At 49.1% G+C, this 18,633-nt stretch carries 22 protein-coding genes; 7 read left to right on the top strand and 15 right to left on the bottom strand.

What is annotated here, in order from left to right; translation table 11 throughout:
- Positions 1 to 24 precede the first annotated feature (24 nt).
- Positions 25 to 1,335, top strand: a complete 1,311-nt coding sequence (gene cyuA / locus RTW80_RS00325) for a cysteine desulfidase (protein ID WP_000460514.1) — start codon at positions 25 to 27, stop codon at positions 1,333 to 1,335.
- 60 nt (positions 1,336 to 1,395) lie between these two features.
- Here cyuA and yhaL read toward each other — a convergent pair whose 3' ends face one another.
- On the bottom strand, positions 1,396 to 1,560 hold the full coding sequence (yhaL, locus tag RTW80_RS00320) for a protein YhaL (protein WP_001300823.1): 165 nt from the start codon (positions 1,558 to 1,560) through the stop codon (positions 1,396 to 1,398).
- A 22-nt stretch (positions 1,561 to 1,582) separates the two neighbouring features.
- Positions 1,583 to 2,284, bottom strand: a complete 702-nt coding sequence (locus RTW80_RS00315; protein WP_000633576.1) for a pirin family protein — start codon at positions 2,282 to 2,284, stop codon at positions 1,583 to 1,585.
- Between the two features lie 104 nt (positions 2,285 to 2,388).
- Here RTW80_RS00315 and yhaJ point away from each other — a divergent pair, with 104 nt between their 5' ends.
- Positions 2,389 to 3,285 (top strand): DNA-binding transcriptional regulator YhaJ, encoded by an 897-nt coding sequence (gene yhaJ / locus RTW80_RS00310; RefSeq protein ID WP_001041009.1) that lies wholly within the window; start codon positions 2,389 to 2,391, stop codon positions 3,283 to 3,285.
- A 50-nt stretch (positions 3,286 to 3,335) separates the two neighbouring features.
- Here yhaJ and RTW80_RS00305 read toward each other — a convergent pair whose 3' ends face one another.
- The 12 genes from RTW80_RS00305 to exuR all read right to left on the bottom strand — a co-directional run bounded on the left by RTW80_RS00305 (position 3,336) and on the right by exuR (position 9,950).
- On the bottom strand, positions 3,336 to 3,692 hold the full coding sequence (locus RTW80_RS00305; RefSeq protein ID WP_001198807.1) for a DUF805 domain-containing protein: 357 nt from the start codon (positions 3,690 to 3,692) through the stop codon (positions 3,336 to 3,338).
- A 241-nt stretch (positions 3,693 to 3,933) separates the two neighbouring features.
- Positions 3,934 to 4,299, bottom strand: a complete 366-nt coding sequence (locus tag RTW80_RS00300) for a DUF805 domain-containing protein (protein ID WP_000384145.1) — start codon at positions 4,297 to 4,299, stop codon at positions 3,934 to 3,936.
- Positions 4,300 to 4,591: 292 nt separating this feature from the next.
- Positions 4,592 to 5,578 carry a glutathionyl-hydroquinone reductase YqjG gene (gene yqjG, locus RTW80_RS00295; protein ID WP_000531210.1) on the bottom strand — a complete coding sequence of 329 codons (987 nt, stop codon included), beginning with the start codon at positions 5,576 to 5,578 and terminating at the stop codon, positions 4,592 to 4,594.
- 69 nt (positions 5,579 to 5,647) lie between these two features.
- Positions 5,648 to 6,040 (bottom strand): DoxX family protein, encoded by a 393-nt coding sequence (locus RTW80_RS00290; protein ID WP_000732240.1) that lies wholly within the window; start codon positions 6,038 to 6,040, stop codon positions 5,648 to 5,650.
- A 185-nt stretch (positions 6,041 to 6,225) separates the two neighbouring features.
- Positions 6,226 to 6,525 (bottom strand): YqjK-like family protein, encoded by a 300-nt coding sequence (locus tag RTW80_RS00285; RefSeq protein ID WP_000096086.1) that lies wholly within the window; start codon positions 6,523 to 6,525, stop codon positions 6,226 to 6,228.
- Positions 6,515 to 6,919: a phage holin family protein gene (locus RTW80_RS00280; protein ID WP_000785722.1), complete on the bottom strand. Its 405-nt coding sequence runs from the start codon at positions 6,917 to 6,919 to the stop codon at positions 6,515 to 6,517. The genes RTW80_RS00285 and RTW80_RS00280 overlap by 11 nt, the downstream gene beginning before the upstream one ends.
- Before the next feature lie 2 nt (positions 6,920 to 6,921).
- The gene (locus RTW80_RS00275) at positions 6,922 to 7,227 is read right to left on the bottom strand and encodes a YqjD family protein (RefSeq protein ID WP_000031415.1); all 306 of its coding nucleotides are present in this window, start codon (positions 7,225 to 7,227) and stop codon (positions 6,922 to 6,924) included.
- A 37-nt stretch (positions 7,228 to 7,264) separates the two neighbouring features.
- Positions 7,265 to 7,633: a DUF1090 family protein YqjC gene (gene yqjC, locus RTW80_RS00270; protein ID WP_001295543.1), complete on the bottom strand. Its 369-nt coding sequence runs from the start codon at positions 7,631 to 7,633 to the stop codon at positions 7,265 to 7,267.
- 146 nt (positions 7,634 to 7,779) lie between these two features.
- The gene (gene mzrA / locus RTW80_RS00265; protein WP_001166761.1) at positions 7,780 to 8,163 is read right to left on the bottom strand and encodes an EnvZ/OmpR regulon moderator MzrA; all 384 of its coding nucleotides are present in this window, start codon (positions 8,161 to 8,163) and stop codon (positions 7,780 to 7,782) included.
- Positions 8,164 to 8,166: 3 nt separating this feature from the next.
- Positions 8,167 to 8,829 (bottom strand): DedA family general envelope maintenance protein YqjA, encoded by a 663-nt coding sequence (gene yqjA / locus RTW80_RS00260; RefSeq protein WP_000422149.1) that lies wholly within the window; start codon positions 8,827 to 8,829, stop codon positions 8,167 to 8,169.
- Positions 8,830 to 8,850: 21 nt separating this feature from the next.
- Positions 8,851 to 8,934: a protein YqiM gene (yqiM, locus tag RTW80_RS00255; protein WP_211180508.1), complete on the bottom strand. Its 84-nt coding sequence runs from the start codon at positions 8,932 to 8,934 to the stop codon at positions 8,851 to 8,853.
- A gap of 239 nt (positions 8,935 to 9,173) precedes the next feature.
- The gene (gene exuR, locus RTW80_RS00250; RefSeq protein ID WP_000406488.1) at positions 9,174 to 9,950 is read right to left on the bottom strand and encodes a transcriptional regulator ExuR; all 777 of its coding nucleotides are present in this window, start codon (positions 9,948 to 9,950) and stop codon (positions 9,174 to 9,176) included.
- Positions 9,951 to 10,245: 295 nt separating this feature from the next.
- On the opposite strand from exuR, the gene RTW80_RS00245 reads away from it, so the two are divergent.
- From RTW80_RS00245 to RTW80_RS00230, 4 genes are all read left to right on the top strand, one after another.
- Complete coding sequence (locus tag RTW80_RS00245; protein ID WP_000225857.1) at positions 10,246 to 10,962, top strand: fimbria/pilus periplasmic chaperone; 717 nt, start codon at positions 10,246 to 10,248, stop codon at positions 10,960 to 10,962.
- 29 nt (positions 10,963 to 10,991) lie between these two features.
- On the top strand, positions 10,992 to 11,492 hold the full coding sequence (locus RTW80_RS00240; protein ID WP_000755097.1) for a CS1 type fimbrial major subunit: 501 nt from the start codon (positions 10,992 to 10,994) through the stop codon (positions 11,490 to 11,492).
- A gap of 90 nt (positions 11,493 to 11,582) precedes the next feature.
- Positions 11,583 to 14,267, top strand: coding sequence for a TcfC E-set like domain-containing protein (locus RTW80_RS00235; RefSeq protein WP_000358646.1), 2,685 nt, complete (start codon positions 11,583 to 11,585; stop codon positions 14,265 to 14,267).
- Positions 14,264 to 15,352: a CfaE/CblD family pilus tip adhesin gene (locus RTW80_RS00230; RefSeq protein ID WP_001352146.1), complete on the top strand. Its 1,089-nt coding sequence runs from the start codon at positions 14,264 to 14,266 to the stop codon at positions 15,350 to 15,352. Before RTW80_RS00235 ends, RTW80_RS00230 begins: the two co-directional genes overlap by 4 nt.
- A gap of 87 nt (positions 15,353 to 15,439) precedes the next feature.
- On the opposite strand, the gene exuT is transcribed toward RTW80_RS00230, so the two are convergent.
- A complete protein-coding gene (gene exuT, locus RTW80_RS00225; protein WP_001226465.1) occupies positions 15,440 to 16,738 on the bottom strand; it encodes a hexuronate transporter ExuT in 1,299 nt (432 codons plus the stop codon).
- Between the two features lie 482 nt (positions 16,739 to 17,220).
- Here exuT and uxaC point away from each other — a divergent pair, with 482 nt between their 5' ends.
- On the top strand, positions 17,221 to 18,633 hold the full coding sequence (uxaC, locus tag RTW80_RS00220; RefSeq protein ID WP_000187442.1) for a glucuronate isomerase: 1,413 nt from the start codon (positions 17,221 to 17,223) through the stop codon (positions 18,631 to 18,633).

Below are 18,633 nucleotides of genomic sequence, written 5' to 3'. Positions count from 1 at the left end.
ACCTGAAATTTTAAGGTTTTTAATATGTTTGATTCGACTTTAAATCCGTTATGGCAGCGTTACATCCTCGCCGTTCAGGAGGAAGTAAAACCGGCGCTGGGATGTACTGAACCGATTTCACTGGCGCTGGCGGCGGCGGTTGCTGCGGCAGAACTGGAAGGTCCGGTTGAACGTGTAGAAGCCTGGGTTTCGCCAAATCTGATGAAGAACGGTCTGGGCGTCACCGTTCCCGGCACGGGAATGGTGGGGCTGCCGATTGCGGCGGCGCTGGGGGCGTTAGGTGGAAATGCCAACGCCGGGCTGGAAGTGCTGAAAGACGCAACTGCGCAGGCAATTGCCGATGCCAAAGCACTGCTGGCGGCGGGGAAAGTCTCCGTTAAGATCCAGGAACCTTGCAATGAAATCCTCTTCTCACGCGCCAAAGTCTGGAACGGTGAGAAGTGGGCGTGTGTCACCATCGTCGGCGGGCATACCAACATTGTGCATATTGAGACGCACGATGGTGTGGTGTTTACCCAGCAGGCGTGTGTGGCAGAGGGCGAGCAAGAGTCTCCGCTGACGGTGCTTTCCAGAACGACGCTGGCTGAGATCCTGAAGTTCGTCAATGAAGTCCCGTTTGCGGCGATCCGCTTTATTCTCGATTCTGCGAAGCTAAATTGTGCGTTATCGCAGGAAGGTTTGAGCGGTAAGTGGGGGCTGCATATTGGCGCGACGCTGGAAAAACAGTGCGCGCGCGGTTTGCTGGCGAAAGATCTCTCTTCATCCATTGTGATTCGTACCAGCGCGGCATCCGATGCGCGTATGGGCGGCGCTACGCTTCCGGCAATGAGTAACTCTGGCTCGGGTAACCAGGGGATCACCGCAACAATGCCTGTGGTGGTGGTAGCAGAACACTTCGGAGCGGATGATGAACGGCTGGCGCGTGCGCTGATGCTTTCGCATTTGAGCGCAATTTACATCCATAACCAGTTACCGCGTTTGTCTGCACTTTGTGCCGCAACGACCGCAGCAATGGGGGCCGCCGCCGGGATGGCATGGCTGGTGGATGGGCGTTATGAAACTATCTCGATGGCGATCAGCAGTATGATCGGCGATGTCAGCGGCATGATTTGCGATGGAGCGTCGAACAGCTGTGCGATGAAGGTTTCGACCAGTGCTTCGGCTGCGTGGAAAGCGGTGTTAATGGCGCTGGATGATACCGCCGTGACCGGCAATGAAGGGATCGTGGCGCATGATGTTGAGCAGTCGATTGCCAACCTGTGTGCGTTAGCAAGCCATTCGATGCAGCAAACCGATCGGCAGATTATCGAGATTATGGCGAGCAAGGCCAGATAAACGCCAGGTTTTGGGTATTGTGCCGGATAAGGCGTTTTCGCCGCATCCGGCAACTTGTCTTTACGCGGTAGCTTCATCCTCGACTAAACGCGTTTCAGCATCCGCGACGATAGCTTCCAGCTCGCTCAACATCTCTTCATAGCCAAAATTTTTGGCGGTGCGAGCAGGTTCTTTCGCCACCACGGGCTTCACCGGCTGGCGCTTTTTGGCCAATTTTTTACTCATCATCATCTCCCTGTAAAAACAACTAGACAGGCAAATCTATCAGCAAAGCGCGCAGTGGGGAATCGGCAACCAGCGTAATGTTAGCCTCGTCACGAATAAACGCCCCATCACCGCAGGTCAGCGCCGCTTTCTCTTCATGATGCGTAAGCGCATGAAATTTCCCGTGAATCGATTGCAAATACGCGCGTGGCCCATGCAACTGGAAATTCGCACTTTCGCCTTTGTCGAGCACGATATGGTGCAGCCACACTTGCTGGCGTAATTGCAGGCTTCCCATCGCACCCTCTGGCGAGGCGATTAATTGCTGTTTGCCCATATTAAGCGCCAGCTTTTGAATCAGCGGATTCTCTCGCTGCGGGCAGGCGTCCAGCCAAAGCTGCATTCGCGTTAACGGTTTGTCTTTGCTGAGATTGTGTTCGCTATAGCTGACACCCGGCTGGGTAGAGAGTAGCAACGCCTCTCCGGCGCTGGCCTGAACATGATTGCCTTCGCTATCGCGATACTCTGCTTCTCCATCCAGAATCACATTTAAAATATCGACTTTGGGATAGGTTCGCGGCTGAAAGGCGGCACCTGGGGCCAGCACTTCCTGGTTAAGCACACGCAGGGAGGCATAGCCTAACAATTTCGGGTCGAAGTAGTGTCCAAAGGAAAAAGTATACCGGGCCTGCAACCATCCGTAGTCTGCTTGTCCACACTGCCTGGCAGTTCGGGTAGTAATCATAATTCTTGACCTCTCTTTACTTCCTTTTATGGTAAGGGGCTGGACGCTACATTGTTAGCCAGATATTCTGCCCGGTATGTTCAAATTTCCTGAATGAGAACGAAATGGCCAAAGAAAGGGCATTAACGCTGGAAGCACTACGGGTTATGGATGCGATCGATCGCCGGGGCAGTTTTGCGGCGGCGGCGGATGAGCTGGGACGCGTGCCTTCCGCACTTAGCTACACCATGCAAAAACTGGAAGAAGAGCTGGATGTGGTGCTGTTTGACCGCTCGGGCCATCGTACCAAATTCACCAATGTCGGGAGGATGTTGCTGGAGCGAGGGCGCGTTTTGCTGGAAGCCGCAGATAAACTGACTACTGATGCGGAAGCTCTCGCGCGCGGTTGGGAAACGCATCTCACCATTGTGACCGAAGCGCTGGTACCGACACCTGCCTTTTTCCCGTTAATCGACAAACTGGCGGCAAAAGCCAATACCCAACTGGCAATCATCACAGAAGTGCTGGCGGGGGCGTGGGAACGGCTGGAGCAGGGGCGGGCGGATATTGTTATCGCGCCGGATATGCATTTTCGTTCCTCGTCGGAGATCAACTCGCGCAAGCTCTATACGTTAATGAACGTCTACGTTGCCGCGCCTGATCACCCGATTCATCAGGAGCCGGAACCGTTATCTGAAGTGACGCGTGTGAAATATCGTGGAATTGCGGTGGCGGATACCGCTCGTGAGCGCCCGGTGTTGACCGTACAGCTGCTGGACAAACAGCCGCGCTTAACGGTGAGCACGATTGAAGATAAACGTCAGGCATTACTGGCGGGGCTTGGCGTGGCGACGATGCCGTATCCTATGGTCGAAAAAGATATTGCGGAAGGGCGGTTGCGTGTCGTCAGCCCGGAATCGACCAGCGAGATCGATATTATTATGGCCTGGCGTCGTGACAGTATGGGGGAAGCGAAATCCTGGTGTCTGCGGGAAATTCCCAAACTTTTTAACGGAAAATAATATTTATTATTGTTAATAAAAAGGGGCGAAATATCGCCCCAATTCTAAGATTAATTTGAACCAAACTTCGGATCGTTTCCGTAACGATTGCTGCCAGAAGTACCTTCTGTGCAGAAAAAAACCAGAAGCACGAGCCAGCCAATAAACGGAACAAAAAAGAGCAAGGCCCAGGCACCTGAACGGTCGGTATCGTGTAAGCGACGGATAGCAAGCGCAAGGACGGGAAGGAAGGTTGCCAGCAAATAAAGCATAGACAGATATGGAAGCTCCAGACCTAAAATCAATTGAATGACATTGATAATAGCGCCGACGATGGCGTTAATCAGAGTAAACATCCAGTACTCTTTACGACGTGCGCGACCAGAGAAACCAACATAATTTTTTAATACGGACAAATACCACTGCATAAAAACATCCCTTTAATTAAAAGTGATGAAAGTCTATTCCGGGTATTGTGTAAATGCTATTCGTATCTTTCTTTTTCGGATGTTATAAAGGTTTTGATATTTAAGATAAATACATGGTTATTTTTTATAGGTAATTTATATAACGACATTGAAATATTTTAAATAAATATTAGTAAATTATTCATTCATTAACATGATGATAAAAGCCGGATGAGTCAGACATCCGGCGAGCAGATTTGTTTTAAGGTTCCAGTTTTGGATCTGGTCCAAAGCGGTTCTCGCCTGGCGTACCCGCCTGGCAGTTAAAGACGATGATAATAAGCCAGCCGATAAACGGGATTAAGAATAGCAGTGCCCACCACGCCGAGCGGTCGGTGTCGTGCAGGCGGCGGAACTGAACTGCCCACCACGGTAAAAACACCAGAATACCGTAGATTGTCGTCAGGATGCCTTCGCCACCAGCGCGTTGCCAGCCTAACATTTTATCCAGCAGCCCCAGCACGAACGTAAAGATGATGTTGACCAGAATAAACATCCAGTACTCTTTGCGCCGCGCACGACCCCGGAAACCGACATAATTTTTTAGTACTTTCAGATACCAGTCCATTTTTGCCTCAATTTTGCTCAATCACTTGTTTTTAAAGCAGCAAATTAAGAATAGACGTGAATGAAATGGCAGTAAATATTCGTTCAAGGAATTAATAAAGGGCTATGAAGGCGTGCTAAGACTGATGACAAGCGCAAAATCGCCAGATGCGCTACGCTTATCTGGCCTGCGCGGTCATTGCAACATATTGAATATAAATGTTTTGTAGGTTTGATAAGGCGTTCACGCCGCATCCGACATGAACAACATGCACTTAGCTAATTATCAGAGGCACCTCGTAAGGTGCCTTTTTTTAACCGAAGCGAACATCTCGTCCATGCGGTTCATCGAGATCCTGCCACGGACCAATTGAAATAATCCCCGTAGGGTTGATGGTCTTATGGCTGCGGAAGTAATGATTACGGATGTGATCGAAATTGACTGTTTCGGCAATTCCCGGCATCTGGTAGATATCGCGCAGGAAGCCATACAGATTAAGGTAATCGCTGATGCGGTGCTTATCACACTTGAAGTGGGTCACATACACTGGATCAAAACGGACCAGCGTGGTCCACAGGCGAATATCGGCTTCGGTTAGCTGGTTGCCGGTCAGGTAACGATGCTGACCTAAAATCTGTTCCAGTCGCGCCAGCGATTCAAACACTTTCTCCACCGCTTCGTCGTAGGCTTGCTGGCTGGTGGCAAAACCAGCTTTATACACGCCGTTGTTAACGGTGTCATAAATCCAGCCGTTAAGTTCGTCAATTTTCGTTTGCAGGGCTGGTGGGTAGTAATCACCCGCTTTCGCGCCCAGCGCATCAAACGCGGTATTAAACATGCGGATGATTTCTGCTGATTCGTTGCTGACGATGGTGTGGTTCTTTTTGTCCCACAGCACGGGAACAGTAACTCGTCCGCTGTAGTGGGGATCGGCGCGGAGATAAAGCTGATACAAAAATTCATGTTGATAGAGCGTGTCTCCGGTTGCTCCCGGAAAACTGTCATCAAAGGTCCAGCCGTTTTCCAGCATCAGCGGGTTCACTACGGAAACGGAAATAAACGGTTCCAGTCCTTTGAGTTTGCGCATGATCAGCGTGCGGTGCGCCCACGGGCAGGCGAGTGAAACATAGAGATGATAACGATCTTTCTCTGCGATAAAACCGCCTGTGCCAGTGGGGCCAGGAGCGCCATCGGCAGTGAGCCAGTTACGAAATGCGGAAGCTGAACGTTGAAATTTACCGCCGGTAGATTTGGTATCGTACCAGGTGTCATGCCAGACGCCGTCAATCAGTTGACCCATTTTTCTCTCCTCCAATAGCAAAAACGAGGAGCTTCCTCCTCGTTTTTTATCGTTAAGTATAGCGCGTGCTTACCACTTTTTATTCAGCAGGCGGTCGATGCTATACGCGCCCGGACCGGTAATTGCCAGCAGCAGGAATCCGCCAGAAATTGTCAGGTTTTTCATGAACATCAGCGAGTTGACGCCTTCAGCAAAGTTGCTGTGAAATAAAAATGCCGTCAGCAGCGTAAAGCCCGCAGTAAACAGGGCAGTGGTGCGAGTCAGGAAACCGAACAGGATTGCCAGACCACCACCGAACTCAAGCAGAATCACCAGCGGCAGCATAAAACCCGGGACGCCCATTGCTTCCATATATTGTTGGGTACCCGCGTAGCCAGTAATTTTTCCCCAGCCAGCGGTAATAAACAGAATCGGCATTAAAATGCGTGCTACCAGTACACCAACATCTTCTAATTTTTTCATCATACTCTCCACTGCGCCACTCAGGCTGCTGATTGTTTTTTTGTGCAAGGGCGCGGTATTAGCGTCGTTGCTGTCGATGGAGAGAATCATAAACGTGGTGAATGATGATTGTTAGCAAGGAAAACTGTCAAAAATCTTCAAAAAATTTGATGGGTACGGCCGGAATGGCTCCGGCCAGAGGGAAGTTAACCGCGAAGCTGTTGCTGCTTGAGGGTCGTTTTAACCAGACGCCAGGCGCTCCATACGCCAAAACCGCGTCTGGCCCAGCGGACCAGCATATTAGGATGGCGAATCGTCCAGATCGCCATCACGCTACTGCCAACCAGCGCCCAGGAGCGCAGACTTAGCAGCATATTCCAGCGACGATCGTAAGCGCCTGTTGCCTCCAGCCATTCACGACGACTGGCAGAAAGATCCAGCCGTTGTTGCTGGATCTGGCTAAGCAGTTGCGCCTTACGTCGTTCACGTTCGACTTTACTGCTCACGGGACTCCTCCTCGAGCAGCTGCCGATCGTTTGCCAGCTCATGGCGTGTATGGCGCAGCAAGGTGGATTTACGCGATTTACGTAACGTCCAGATACCGCCAATCAGTGCCAGTAGCAGCAACACCACGGTGGTGGCAATCATCGCATTCAGGCGATATTGCGGATCAACCGCCCAAATAATTAGCACCATCAGGCTCATAAGACCAAATGCAGCGAAAAGCATCGTCAGGCCCAGCATCAGTAAAAGTTGAAAGAGATTAGCTTTTTCCTCTTCCAGCTCAACCACCGCCAGCCGCAGACGTGTTTCCACCATTTCAACCATGATGGAAACAATTCGCTGCCCGATGCCCAGAACGCTTTTACCGGGCCCTTGCGCGTGATGAGTGTCCGCCATAATTAACGACGCGACAGCAGAACGCCGAGCACTACACCGATTGCAGCGCCAATGCCCACGCCCGTCCATGGATTTTCACGCACATACTCATCGGCACGCGCCGCCGCGACACGGGTTTGTTTGGCGATGGCATCACCGGTTTCACCCAGGCGATAACGGCTCTGTTTCAGTGCCTGCTCCGCTTTGCTACGAATCTTACTCAACTCTTCTTTCGACTTCTCGCCAGATGAGCTAAGCACCTCTTCCAGCGTATCGGAAAGGGATTTCAACTCAGCACGCAGATGTTCCGTAGTGTGTTCTTTCGACATAGTTTTCTCCAGGTGAGTAAGTAGTGACTATTGTGAGTTAGTAGTCGCGCGCTTCCAGCTTTTTCAGCTCTTCCTGCGCTTCTGCCAGTTTCCGTTCGCGTTTGGCAATCTTATCGGCATCGCCTTTTTGCTTCGCCTCGGCTAAATCTTGCTGGCGTTCCGCCACCTCATCTTTCTGCTTTGCGATTTTCTTCTGATGATCGGCACGCAGCTGGCTATCTGAACAGTTGGCCCGGACTTCACTCAGGGCTTTATTCAGACCGTCAATACGATTCTGGTTTTGGTGTTTTTCGGCATAGCTGATCTCCTTAAGGATATTTTGCTCCTTTTCCTGACACAGGGTAGTGGCATAACTACCAGCACTAAGAGCAAAAAGAGAAACAGCTAAAGCGATGCGGTATTTCATTCTTGAACCTTCCATTGTGATTCGGACCTATTACAAAGGAACGATTGTCCAGACAACGAAGCGGTAGTGTTAACCACCGCCTCATTAATCATAGACAGTTACGGTGAAATCACCAAAGTGAGTGATCTGTTTCGGATAACAGGAAGTTATCCGAAGCGATGAGAGTTATCCCGTAGCCGGGTCAGCCACTGCATAGCCTGACTGTTATTGTCCTGCTGCGCAATGATGTAGCCTTGGGGCAATGTTCTGTCGAGGACCGCTTTTGCAGCGGCGCTCTGGTCGCTGGAGTCAAAGGTAATTAACAGAGTGTCGTTTTTGGGGGTGATACTTTTGAAAGGAATGCCATGAGCGTCAAGGTGATGCCAGATTGAAAAACCGTCTGGCATCGTTGTGCCTTGATGAACGGCACGAATCGCCAGCGTAGACTCTTGCTGGCGAACCGCGGACCAGGCCAGCAACAGCGTGCCGACCAGAAGTAAAACAGCGCCGGACCAGGCTAGCTGGCGAAGCGACATGCGAGGTATTTGCATCCCTTACCCCCGATTTCCATATTTCTTTTTCCATAACACGACCAGAGAACCTGCCAGGCCAAACACCAGCAGCACCACCGGGAGCAGCATCAGGCATGACATCAGCTGGTCCTCGTACTTTAAAAATACCGGCGTTTTGCCGAGCATGTAACCCAGAGTTGTCAGGATCAATACCCACAGCAGACCGCTCATCCAGTTGAAAAACTGAAAGCGCGCGTTATTCAGCCCTGATAACCCGGCAATCGTCGGCAGCAGTGTTCTGACAAACGCAATAAAGCGACCAATTAACAGCGCCGATAAACCGTGTTTATGAAAAAGATGGTGTGCGCGTTGATGATAATGCGCGGGTAAATGAGATAGCCAGTTTTGTACGGTGCGGGTATTGCCCAGCCATCGCCCCTGAATATAGCTGACCCAGCAGCCGAGGCTGGCGGCAACGGTCAGCAGCAGAATCGTTTGCGGATAGCCCATCGCGCCTTTCGCAATCAACACGCCGACCAATACCAGTAAACTGTCGCCCGGTAAAAAGGCCGCCGGAAGCAAGCCGTTTTCAAGGAACAAAATTACAAACAAGACAAAATACAACATGCCAATCATCGACGGATTGGCCAGGGTTTCAAAATCCTGCGCCCACAGGGCTTGCAGCAATTGGGTCAAAAGTTCCATTCATTATTCCTGGTGAATCGGTTAACGCCACGCTGGTTTTAAAAGATGCACTACCGCAATGTTATTGCTGTTTTGGTATGTTCTGCGGGTTTGATACATCAACACAGCCTGAACTATTCCCTGTTAAATCGTGAGATAAGAAAGCATTCAAAAACATAAATTCAAATTGAATCTAATTGTAACAAAGGTCAACGTTGTTCGTTATCAAAATTACATGTCCGTGGAGTCTGATTTTGCTGAATGCAGGGGAGGGTGGCGAGAGGATTTACACAGGCTGACACTTTATACTTTTCGCTTACCGACGAGACAAACAGGCGCGTCGCAGCGCCTGTCGGACAGGTATTTCATTTACTGCCACTGGTGGCCGTATCGAGATGCACTACCGGGTTTTCGGCGAACAGATAACGGTCGGCATTGAACTCGAAGTCGTCGCTGGTTTCGTTAAATAACATGATCTTGGTGTTTTCCAGGTGCTGCCACATTGCCAGCTTAGCAGCATGAGGATCTTTGCGAATCAGCGCCTTGAGGATTTGATCGTGGTCATCACACCAGTTATCGACGGTACGGGAATCAATGTGTTCGTGCAGTTTTTTCCAGTACGGGTTATGGCTACGCTGGGTCCACATTTTTTCAACGATAGCCGCCAGGGCGGAGTTCTGCGTCGCCAGGGCTACCTGAATATGGAACTGCAAATCCCACTCGGAATCACGGAAGCATTGTTCGCCGCGCGCCTGCTCCTGGATGGCCATCAATTTCATGATGTCCTGTTTCGTTACCTGAGTTGCTGCGAACTCGGCAATATTACTTTCGATGAGTTGGCGAGCCTGGAGCAACTCAAACGGACCGTAATTGGCGAATTCCATATTATTGTCCGCAGCCTGCTGATGGCGCGGCTGGTTGGAAACCACGTGAATACCTGAACCTTTACGCACTTCGACATAGCCTTCAACTTCCAGCATGATGATGGCTTCACGAACTACCGTACGGCTGACGTTCTTTTCATCGGCAATAAAGCGCTCGGCAGGCAGTTTATCACCCACCAGATAGACGCCCTGTTCGATGCGCTCTTTCAGGTCAGCGGCAAGTTGTTGATACAAACGGCGTGGTTCAGTGATTTCCATATGCGTCTCCCGGAGTGGAATGCGGACAAAGTTATCATACCACTTTATTTATGGGTATGCCATTGTTGATATATAAATTTGATGATTGAAATAATGTATTTAATCAAGATTGTGAATATTTATAAATTCCTAAAAATGAAGTGTCTCTATTGTGAAAATTGCTATATTTCAGTAAGTTAATTTTTCGCTTTTAAATTTAATATTAACTAAAAATACTTTTTCATGTTGACTTACAATAAATATACACATCTAATGCACTAACTTTTTTGAATCAATATTGTAAGATCAAATCTATATGGTGGCGAAAATTAATCTCTTATCACGGCTTACGCCGCTTTTATTCGTGTTCGCTCCTTTTTTTGCACAGTCAAATATGACTGTTTATCCTATGGCTGTTTCCATTAATAGTCAGGGGGAAGGTAACGTTCGCGTAATATCTAAAAGTAATGAAGTTCAATATATAAAAGCGACGGTATTTCGTATTGATAATCCTTCAACGCCTCAAGAGCAGGAAGTTGAAATAAAATCCGGAGATGCCACTCATCTTGTAGTGATGCCGCCTAAGTTTGCGCTGCCAGCGGGTAGCAGTAAGACTGTGCGCTTTGTTGCAATGGAACCAGAGCAAAAAGAAAAAAATTATCGCGTTAAATTTGAAGCGGTTCCCAGTATTGATGACGTTGCCACGGATAAAAAAGATCTCTCTATGCAGTTAACAGTTAACTTAATTTGGGGGATTGTTGTTAGTGTCCCACCTCAGCAACCTATTGCTAAGTTAGAAGTAAATGCTGCCCAAAAATTAGTTAATGCAGGGAATCAACGCTTAAAGATTTTAACGATCGCTTATTGTAAAAATAATAGCAAAGAAAATTGTAAGATACAGACTGTAAATAAAAATATCTTCCCTGGTCAGGAAAGAAATCTTGAAAGCATATCTGGCTACGACAAAATCGTTGTCAAATATAATAACTGGATCACCAAAGATAATGGCGAGTTTGAACTGGCGGTCCATTAATTATCATTGTAATAAACGAAGGAATAGTAATGAAAAAGGTATTTGCAAAATCTCTTCTGGTCGCAGCGATGTTTTCTGTTGCAGGCTCCGCATTAGCAGTACAAAAGGATATCACTGTAACGGCTAACGTTGATGCCGCTCTGGATATGACACAGACCGATAACACTGCGCTGCCGAAAGCAGTAGAAATGCAATATCTGCCGGGTCAGGGTCTGCAATCTTACCAGTTAATGACCAAAATCTGGTCTAACGACGTTACCAAAGATGTAAAAATGCAGTTAGTTTCCCCGGCGCAACTGGTTCAAAGCCTGGACGCTAGCAAGATTGTTCCGCTGACAGTAACCTGGGGCGGCGAAGAAATTAAAGCTGATGCGGCAACCACTTTTACCGCAACCAAAATCTTTGCTTCCGATGCGTTAACTAATGGTTCTCTGGCTAAAAATCTGATGTTTGCTCAAACCACCAAAGGTGTTCTGGAAACAGGTATCTACCGTGGCGTAGTAAGCATTTATCTGTCTCAGGATATCTAATCCGGATAACAGAATTAACACATAACAAAGGGGGGCTAGCCCTCCTTTATTTTAACTGTTTTAGTATTTGTTATGGATTTCAGGATTGCCATGGATAAAAAATTACTGGCTCTTTTGATCCTGGCGAGTCTCAGCCCGGCAGAGGCGGCATTAACCAAAATCCCCGCAGGGTTTGAGGTTATTGCTCAGGGACAGCAGGAGTATATCGAGGTTTATTTTTCAGGGAAAAATCTCGGTAAATATTATGCAATGGTTAATCTTGATACCGTAACATTTCTTGATCCAGCAAGTTTATATAACAAGCTGGAACTGGATGTCGACGATCAGAAAATCGCGCATATAGTGAAAGAAAAATTATCGCAGCCGCTAGCTCGCCACGGTGAATTGGCTTGCGGTTATGTACGTACTGACTCAGGGTGTGGTTTTCTGAATACCGATACGCTGGAAATAATCTATAATGATGAAGAAAGTTCGGCAACGTTGTTTATTAATCCGCAATGGAATTCAGCTTTCGATGCGAAGTCATTATATTTAAATCCAGACAAAAATACGGTTAACGCTTTTATACATCAGCAAGACATCAATGTTCTGGCACAGGATGATTACCAATCGTTGTCTATTCAGGGAAACGGTGCGCTGGGAATAACAGAAAATAGCTATATTGGTGCACACTGGAATTTCAACGGTTATGATGCAGATGATGTCAGTGACAGTAATGCTGATGTCAGCGATCTCTATTATCGTTATGATTTTTTACGTCGTTATTATGTGCAGGCGGGGCGCATGGACAACCGCACGCTATTTAATGCACAAGGCGGGAACTTTACCTTTAACTTTTTGCCACTCGGTGCAATCGACGGGATGCGTATCGGGTCGACTCTTAGCTATTTAAACCAGGCGCAAAGCCAGCAGGGAACCCCGGTAATGGTCCTGCTTTCGCGCAATTCTCGTGTTGACGCTTATCGTAATGAGCAACTTCTGGGATCGTTTTATCTCAATAGTGGTTCGCAATTTATTGATACCAGTTCCTTTCCGCCGGGTAGCTATAGCGTAGCGTTAAAAGTCTATGAAAATAACCAACTCACCCGCACCGAGCTAGTACCGTTTACCAAAACAGGCGGTCTGACGGACGGAAATGCGCAATGGTTCTTACAGGCAGGTAAAACTACATCACAGGCTTCTGATGATGAAAGTTCAGCTTATCAACTGGGGGTACGCCTGCCATTACATCCGCAATATGAGCTCTACGCAGGGCTGGCGAATGCCGATAATGTGAGTGCTTTCGAGTTAGGTAATGACTGGACGGCAAATTTAGGCGGGGCAGGGAATCTTGCAATCAGCGCCAGCGTGTTCCGTAACGATGACGGCGGCAAAGGTGATATGCAACAGGCCAACTGGAGTAATTCGGGATGGCCGACGTTGGGCTTTTATCGGACCAACTCTGACGGCGATGCTTGTGCAACCGACAGCAGAGAGAGCTATAACGCCTTAAGCTGTTATGAAAGTATTTCCGCGACGGTTTCACAGAATTTTGTCGGCTGGAATATGATGCTGGGTTATTCCCGCACACAAAATAACACTGATGATAGTTTGCGTTGGGATAAACAGCAGAGCTTTGAAAATAACTATCTTCGCCAGACAACTGCGCAAAGTATCTCCGAAACTGTACAACTTAGCGCTTCCCGCGCTTTTGTGATGCGTGACTGGATCTTGAGTACTTCGGTTGGTGTTTTCCATCGTAATGACAACGGTGGCGATAACGACGACAACGGCTTGTACTTATCGTTTTCGTTATCTGACACGCCAACGATGGACAGCAATAACAACAGCCATTCAACCAATGTTTCTACGGATTATCGTTATAGCGATCAGGATGGCGATCAAACGTCATGGCAGTTATCCCATACTTTTTATAACGATTCATTCAGCCATAAAGAACTTGGCGTAACCGTTGGGGGCCTGAACACCGATACCATAAACAGCGCGGTTAACGGGCGTTGGGATGGTCAATACGGAAATGTCTACGCTACCGTATCTGACAGTTATGACCGTAAGAATCATGATCATCTCTCGGCCTTTACGGGGACTTACAGCTCTACACTGGCTGTCAGTCGCTATGGCGTTAATTTGGGTGCCAGTGGTACAGACGATTTGCTGGGTGCGGTATTGGTGGATGTGAAAGGCTTCTCTGAACAGGATGAAGAGAGTCAGGATCTGCAACTCGAAGCGCGGGTGGCAGGCAGCCGAACGTTGCAGCTTGGTCAAAGCGACAGTGTGTTGTTCCCTTATCCTGGATTTCAGTCTGGTTTTGTTGAGGTTAACGACAGTAGCCAGGGCAATCAACAAGGGACAACAAACATCATTAACGGTGCGGGGAATCGTGAATTAATGTTGTTGCCTGGCAAACTGCGCTATCGCGAAGTGTCTGCCAGCTTTAATTACAACTATATCGGTCGCTTGTTATTACCAGCATCGGTAGAGAAATTCCCGCTGGTTGGTCTGAATAGCGCCATGTTACTGGTAGCTGAAGATGGCGGATTTACACTTGAAATTAACGGTAGCGAAAAAGAGCTATATCTGCTTTCCGGGCAGCAATTCCTTAAGTGTCCGCTGAGTGTTGTAAAGAAACGCGCCAGCATTCGTTACAGCGGAGATGTCACATGTAGTGTGGTGACTTATTCACAATTACCGGAGTCCATTCAGGTTCAGGCACAGTTGAAACAGCCTAAATTACGTGGAAACGTTCAGACGGCGCAAAGGGAGGTTGCACCATGAGAAATCGATTGATTGCGGCGATATTGGGCTTGTGTGGTGCGGTTACTGGCGTTCAGGCAGCTCCTAACGTGACCAGTGAAATTACGTACGATTTGGCATCTGGCAGAGCGGATTATTACTTCTGGAATGAGGAGCCCCCACCGGAGGTGAGTTACAGTACAACATTTTCATTTTTTCAATGTAGCTACCCTGATTCACAGCAGACTTGTACATCAGCAGGTAATACTTCTGTCGTGCAAATTTATCTAACTGAAAAACGCAGCGGTATGCGCTGGCCGGTTAAACTGAAAGGGTATATGACAGTTCAGGTGTGGGAGGACGGACCGTGTAAGGGGTGGTACGATAAGAAAAGGCTGGATGATGGGACGGGTTATCAATGTAAAGATACGATTAATAACGTTGGTTATCTGGCTAAAACAAAAGTTTTAACTCTGTATATTGAGCAAGAAGAAATGAAGAAACTGCCGATTGGCGGTTTATGGGAAGGGAAAGTTAAACTCCATTTTAGCTACCCGGCAACAGATTATCAGGCTGATATTAAGCTTAATGTTCTCGACCCCAACCATATCGACGTGTTCTTCCCGGAGTTCGCCCACGCCACGCCACGGGTGCAGTTAGACTTGCATCCAACAGGGAGCGTTAATGGCAGCAACTACGCGCAAGATCTGACCATGTTGGACATGTGCTTGTACGATGGTTTTAACGGTAATGCCATCAGTTATGAAATCATGCTCAAAGATGAAGGGCGACCCGCCGCAGGGCGCAGAGACGGTGACTTCTCTATCTATCGTCAGGGAGGAACCACCACCGACGAGGGAGAACGCATTGATTACCGGGTCAAAATGTACAACCCGGAAACCGGTGGGCAAATTGATGTGCGCAATAATGAAAATATGGTCTGGAACAGCATTAACCTGAAACGTGTGCGTCCGGTCGTATTGCCAGGGATCCGCTATGCCGTAATGTGTGTGCCAACGCCATTAACGCTGGCAGTAGAAAAATTTAGCGTGATGGACAAACAGGCTGGATATTACATGGGGAAATTGTCGGTAATCTTTACGCCTTCCTTGCCAACCATCAATTAACCCTGCAAACCGGACAAACGCTTTTGTCTATATAAACAACGAAGCCGCCTGATAAGGCGGCTTCGTCATTACAACTTACGTTAAATGTTAATGTTGCGGTGCGGGATCGTTATGTGTTTCCTGCGCCACCTCAATCGCCGGTTTGTTCTGCAACACGGTCCAGATAACCAGCGCACCTAACAGGTCGAACACTGCCAGTACTGCGAACAGCGGGCTGAAGCCGATGGTGTCAGCCAGTGCACCGACAACCAGCGCAAATAGCGTACTTGCCAGCCATGCGGACATCCCGGTTAAACCGTTCGCCGTTGCCACTTCGTTACGACCAAACACATCGGAAGAGAGCGTAATCAGCGCGCCAGACAGTGCCTGGTGGGCAAAACCACCGATACACAGCAGCATAATTGCGACATACGGGTTGGTGAACAGGCCGATCATACCCGGGCCAATCATCAGCACTGCACCCAGCGTTACGACCATCTTACGGGAAACGATCAGGTTCACACCAAACCAACGCTGGAACAGCGGCGGCAGGTAACCACCGAGGATACAACCGAGGTCAGCAAACAGCATCGGCATCCAGGCGAACATCGCGATCTCTTTCAGGTTAAAGCCGTAAACTTTAAACATGAACAGCGGGATCCACGCGTTAAAAGTACCCCAGGCCGGTTCTGCCAGGAAACGCGGCAGCGCGATACCCCAGAACTGACGGTTACGCAGGATCTGACCAACGGACATTTTCTTCGCCGTGCTCACCTGGTGCTGGGCTTCCTGACCATTAATAATATAGTCGCGTTCTTCATCGGTCAGATGCTTCTGGTCGCGCGGATGTTTATAGAAAATCAGCCATGCCATCGCCCAGATAAAGCTCAATGCACCGGAGATGATAAATGCCATCTGCCAGCTGTGCATTACGATTGCCCATACCACCAGCGGCGGCGCAATCATCGCACCAATCGAAGAACCTACGTTAAAGTAGCCTACTGCGATGGAACGCTCTTTCGCCGGGAACCATTCGGAGCTGGCTTTCAGACCCGCCGGGATCATCGCTGCTTCCGCGGCACCGACCGCACCACGAGCAACAGCCAGGCCACCCCAGCTACCTGCCAGCGCGGTTGCACCACAGAACACGGCCCACAGCACAGCAAACATTGCATAACCGATTTTCGTACCCAGCACATCCAGTACATAACCTGCTACCGGTTGCATGACCGTATAAGCAGCAGAATAGGCTGCGATGATATAGGAATACTGTTGGGTGGAGATGTTTAACTCTTCCATCAGAGTTGGCGCAGCTGCCGCCACAGTGTTACGCGTCAGGTAACCAAGCACGGTGCCGAGCGTCACCAGTGCGATCATATACCAACGTAACCCTTTAATTTTACGCATGTAAAACCTCATCGTTTTGTTATATCCGCAGGAAGCGCGGCCATCATCCCGCCAGAGGCTGAAGATGTTAGTTACGACCGGGTAACCGAAAAAAAACCGGCACGCCCCGAACGTTGCCATGAAAGTTTCGTGCTAATTCGGCTTCCGTACCGGTTAACCCGATTCATCTAACAAATGAATGAATCGGCAATTTGCATTCCGTCGACTTATGATTTGCGACGGCAGAAAGATAACTTGTCATACAACTTTAAAAGGTGAGAGCCATCACAAATGTGCGAATATTTGTAGGGACATTACCTGACGACAGCGAGGCCAGTACTGGCGCGGCCTGCAGCGAGATTTACCACTTTGAGAGTAATTTTTTTAACTACGTTTATTGATCTAACTCACGAAAATATCTTCGGACTCTGGAAATTGGTGTGATAACTTTGTCAGCATCGCACCATAAGCAAGCTAGCTCACTCGTTGAGAGGAAGACGAAAATGACTCCGTTTATGACTGAAGATTTCCTGTTAGATACCGAATTTGCCCGCCGTCTGTATCACGACTACGCAAAAGACCAGCCGATTTTCGATTACCATTGCCATTTGCCGCCGCAGCAGATTGCGGAAGACTATCGTTTTAAAAACCTGTATGACATCTGGCTGAAAGGCGATCACTACAAATGGCGCGCTATGCGTACCAACGGTGTGGCCGAGCGTCTGTGTACCGGTGATGCGTCTGACCGTGAAAAATTTGACGCCTGGGCGGCGACTGTTCCGCACACTATCGGCAACCCGTTATACCACTGGACGCACCTCGAACTGCGCCGTCCGTTTGGTATCACTGGCAAATTGCTTTCTCCGTCAACTGCCGATGAAATCTGGAACGAATGTAACGAACTGCTGGCGCAGGATAACTTCTCCGCGCGCGGCATCATGCAGCAGATGAACGTGAAAATGGTCGGCACCACCGATGACCCGATCGATTCTCTGGAGCATCACGCAGAGATCGCCAAAGACGGCTCTTTCACCATCAAAGTGCTGCCGAGCTGGCGTCCGGACAAAGCCTTCAACATCGAACAGGCGACCTTTAACGACTACATGGCGAAGCTGGGCGAAGTTTCCGATACCGACATTCGCCGCTTTGCTGACCTGCAAACTGCCCTGACCAAACGTCTGGATCACTTCGCCGCTCACGGCTGTAAAGTGTCTGACCACGCGCTGGATGTGGTGATGTTTGCTGAAGCGAACGAAGCGGAACTGGACAGCATTCTGGCGCGCCGTCTGGCTGGCGAAACCCTGAGCGAGCACGAAGTGGCGCAGTTCAAAACTGCGGTACTGGTGTTCCTTGGTGCCGAATATGCACGTCGCGGCTGGGTACAGCAGTACCACATTGGCGCGCTGCGTAATAACAACCTGCGTCAGTTCAAACTGCTGGGGCCGGATGTAGGCTTTGACTCCATCAACGACCGTCCGATGGCGGAAGAGCTGTCTAAGTTGCTGAGCAAGCAGAATGAAGAAAACCTGCTGCCGAAAACCATTCTCTACTGCCTGAACCCGCGCGATAACGAAGTGCTGGGCACCATGATCGGTAACTTCCAGGGCGAAGGTATGCCGGGCAAAATGCAGTTCGGTTCCGGCTGGTGGTTTAACGATCAGAAAGACGGTATGGAACGTCAGATGACCCAACTGGCGCAGCTCGGTTTGCTGAGCCGCTTTGTCGGTATGCTAACTGACAGCCGTAGCTTCCTGTCATACACCCGTCACGAATACTTCCGCCGCATTCTGTGCCAGATGATCGGTCGCTGGGTGGAAGCGGGCGAAGCACCGGCGGACATCAACCTGCTGGGCGAGATGGTGAAAAATATTTGCTTTAACAATGCGCGTGACTACTTCGCCATTGAACTGAACTAA

The organism is Escherichia sp. AM3, from assembly GCF_032029835.1.
GTDB lineage: Bacteria > Pseudomonadota > Gammaproteobacteria > Enterobacterales > Enterobacteriaceae > Escherichia > Escherichia coli.
This window is presented reverse-complemented; position numbering and strand designations above follow the sequence as displayed.

Excerpts from the sequence above, each read along its gene's own strand:
- cyuA (WP_000460514.1), top strand. The coding sequence starts at position 25 with ATGTTTGATTCGACTTTAAATCCGTTATGGCAGCGTTACATCCTCGCC.
- yhaL (WP_001300823.1), bottom strand. The coding sequence starts at position 1,560 with ATGAGTAAAAAATTGGCCAAAAAGCGCCAGCCGGTGAAGCCCGTGGTG.
- RTW80_RS00315 (WP_000633576.1), bottom strand. The coding sequence starts at position 2,284 with ATGATTACTACCCGAACTGCCAGGCAGTGTGGACAAGCAGACTACGGA.
- yhaJ (WP_001041009.1), top strand. The coding sequence starts at position 2,389 with ATGGCCAAAGAAAGGGCATTAACGCTGGAAGCACTACGGGTTATGGAT.
- RTW80_RS00305 (WP_001198807.1), bottom strand. The coding sequence starts at position 3,692 with ATGCAGTGGTATTTGTCCGTATTAAAAAATTATGTTGGTTTCTCTGGT.
- RTW80_RS00300 (WP_000384145.1), bottom strand. The coding sequence starts at position 4,299 with ATGGACTGGTATCTGAAAGTACTAAAAAATTATGTCGGTTTCCGGGGT.
- yqjG (WP_000531210.1), bottom strand. The coding sequence starts at position 5,578 with ATGGGTCAACTGATTGACGGCGTCTGGCATGACACCTGGTACGATACC.
- RTW80_RS00290 (WP_000732240.1), bottom strand. The coding sequence starts at position 6,040 with ATGAAAAAATTAGAAGATGTTGGTGTACTGGTAGCACGCATTTTAATG.
- RTW80_RS00280 (WP_000785722.1), bottom strand. The coding sequence starts at position 6,919 with ATGGCGGACACTCATCACGCGCAAGGGCCCGGTAAAAGCGTTCTGGGC.
- RTW80_RS00275 (WP_000031415.1), bottom strand. The coding sequence starts at position 7,227 with ATGTCGAAAGAACACACTACGGAACATCTGCGTGCTGAGTTGAAATCC.
- yqjC (WP_001295543.1), bottom strand. The coding sequence starts at position 7,633 with ATGAAATACCGCATCGCTTTAGCTGTTTCTCTTTTTGCTCTTAGTGCT.
- mzrA (WP_001166761.1), bottom strand. The coding sequence starts at position 8,163 with ATGCAAATACCTCGCATGTCGCTTCGCCAGCTAGCCTGGTCCGGCGCT.
- yqjA (WP_000422149.1), bottom strand. The coding sequence starts at position 8,829 with ATGGAACTTTTGACCCAATTGCTGCAAGCCCTGTGGGCGCAGGATTTT.
- exuR (WP_000406488.1), bottom strand. The coding sequence starts at position 9,950 with ATGGAAATCACTGAACCACGCCGTTTGTATCAACAACTTGCCGCTGAC.
- RTW80_RS00245 (WP_000225857.1), top strand. The coding sequence starts at position 10,246 with ATGGTGGCGAAAATTAATCTCTTATCACGGCTTACGCCGCTTTTATTC.
- RTW80_RS00240 (WP_000755097.1), top strand. The coding sequence starts at position 10,992 with ATGAAAAAGGTATTTGCAAAATCTCTTCTGGTCGCAGCGATGTTTTCT.
- RTW80_RS00235 (WP_000358646.1), top strand. The coding sequence starts at position 11,583 with ATGGATAAAAAATTACTGGCTCTTTTGATCCTGGCGAGTCTCAGCCCG.
- RTW80_RS00230 (WP_001352146.1), top strand. The coding sequence starts at position 14,264 with ATGAGAAATCGATTGATTGCGGCGATATTGGGCTTGTGTGGTGCGGTT.
- exuT (WP_001226465.1), bottom strand. The coding sequence starts at position 16,738 with ATGCGTAAAATTAAAGGGTTACGTTGGTATATGATCGCACTGGTGACG.
- uxaC (WP_000187442.1), top strand. The coding sequence starts at position 17,221 with ATGACTCCGTTTATGACTGAAGATTTCCTGTTAGATACCGAATTTGCC.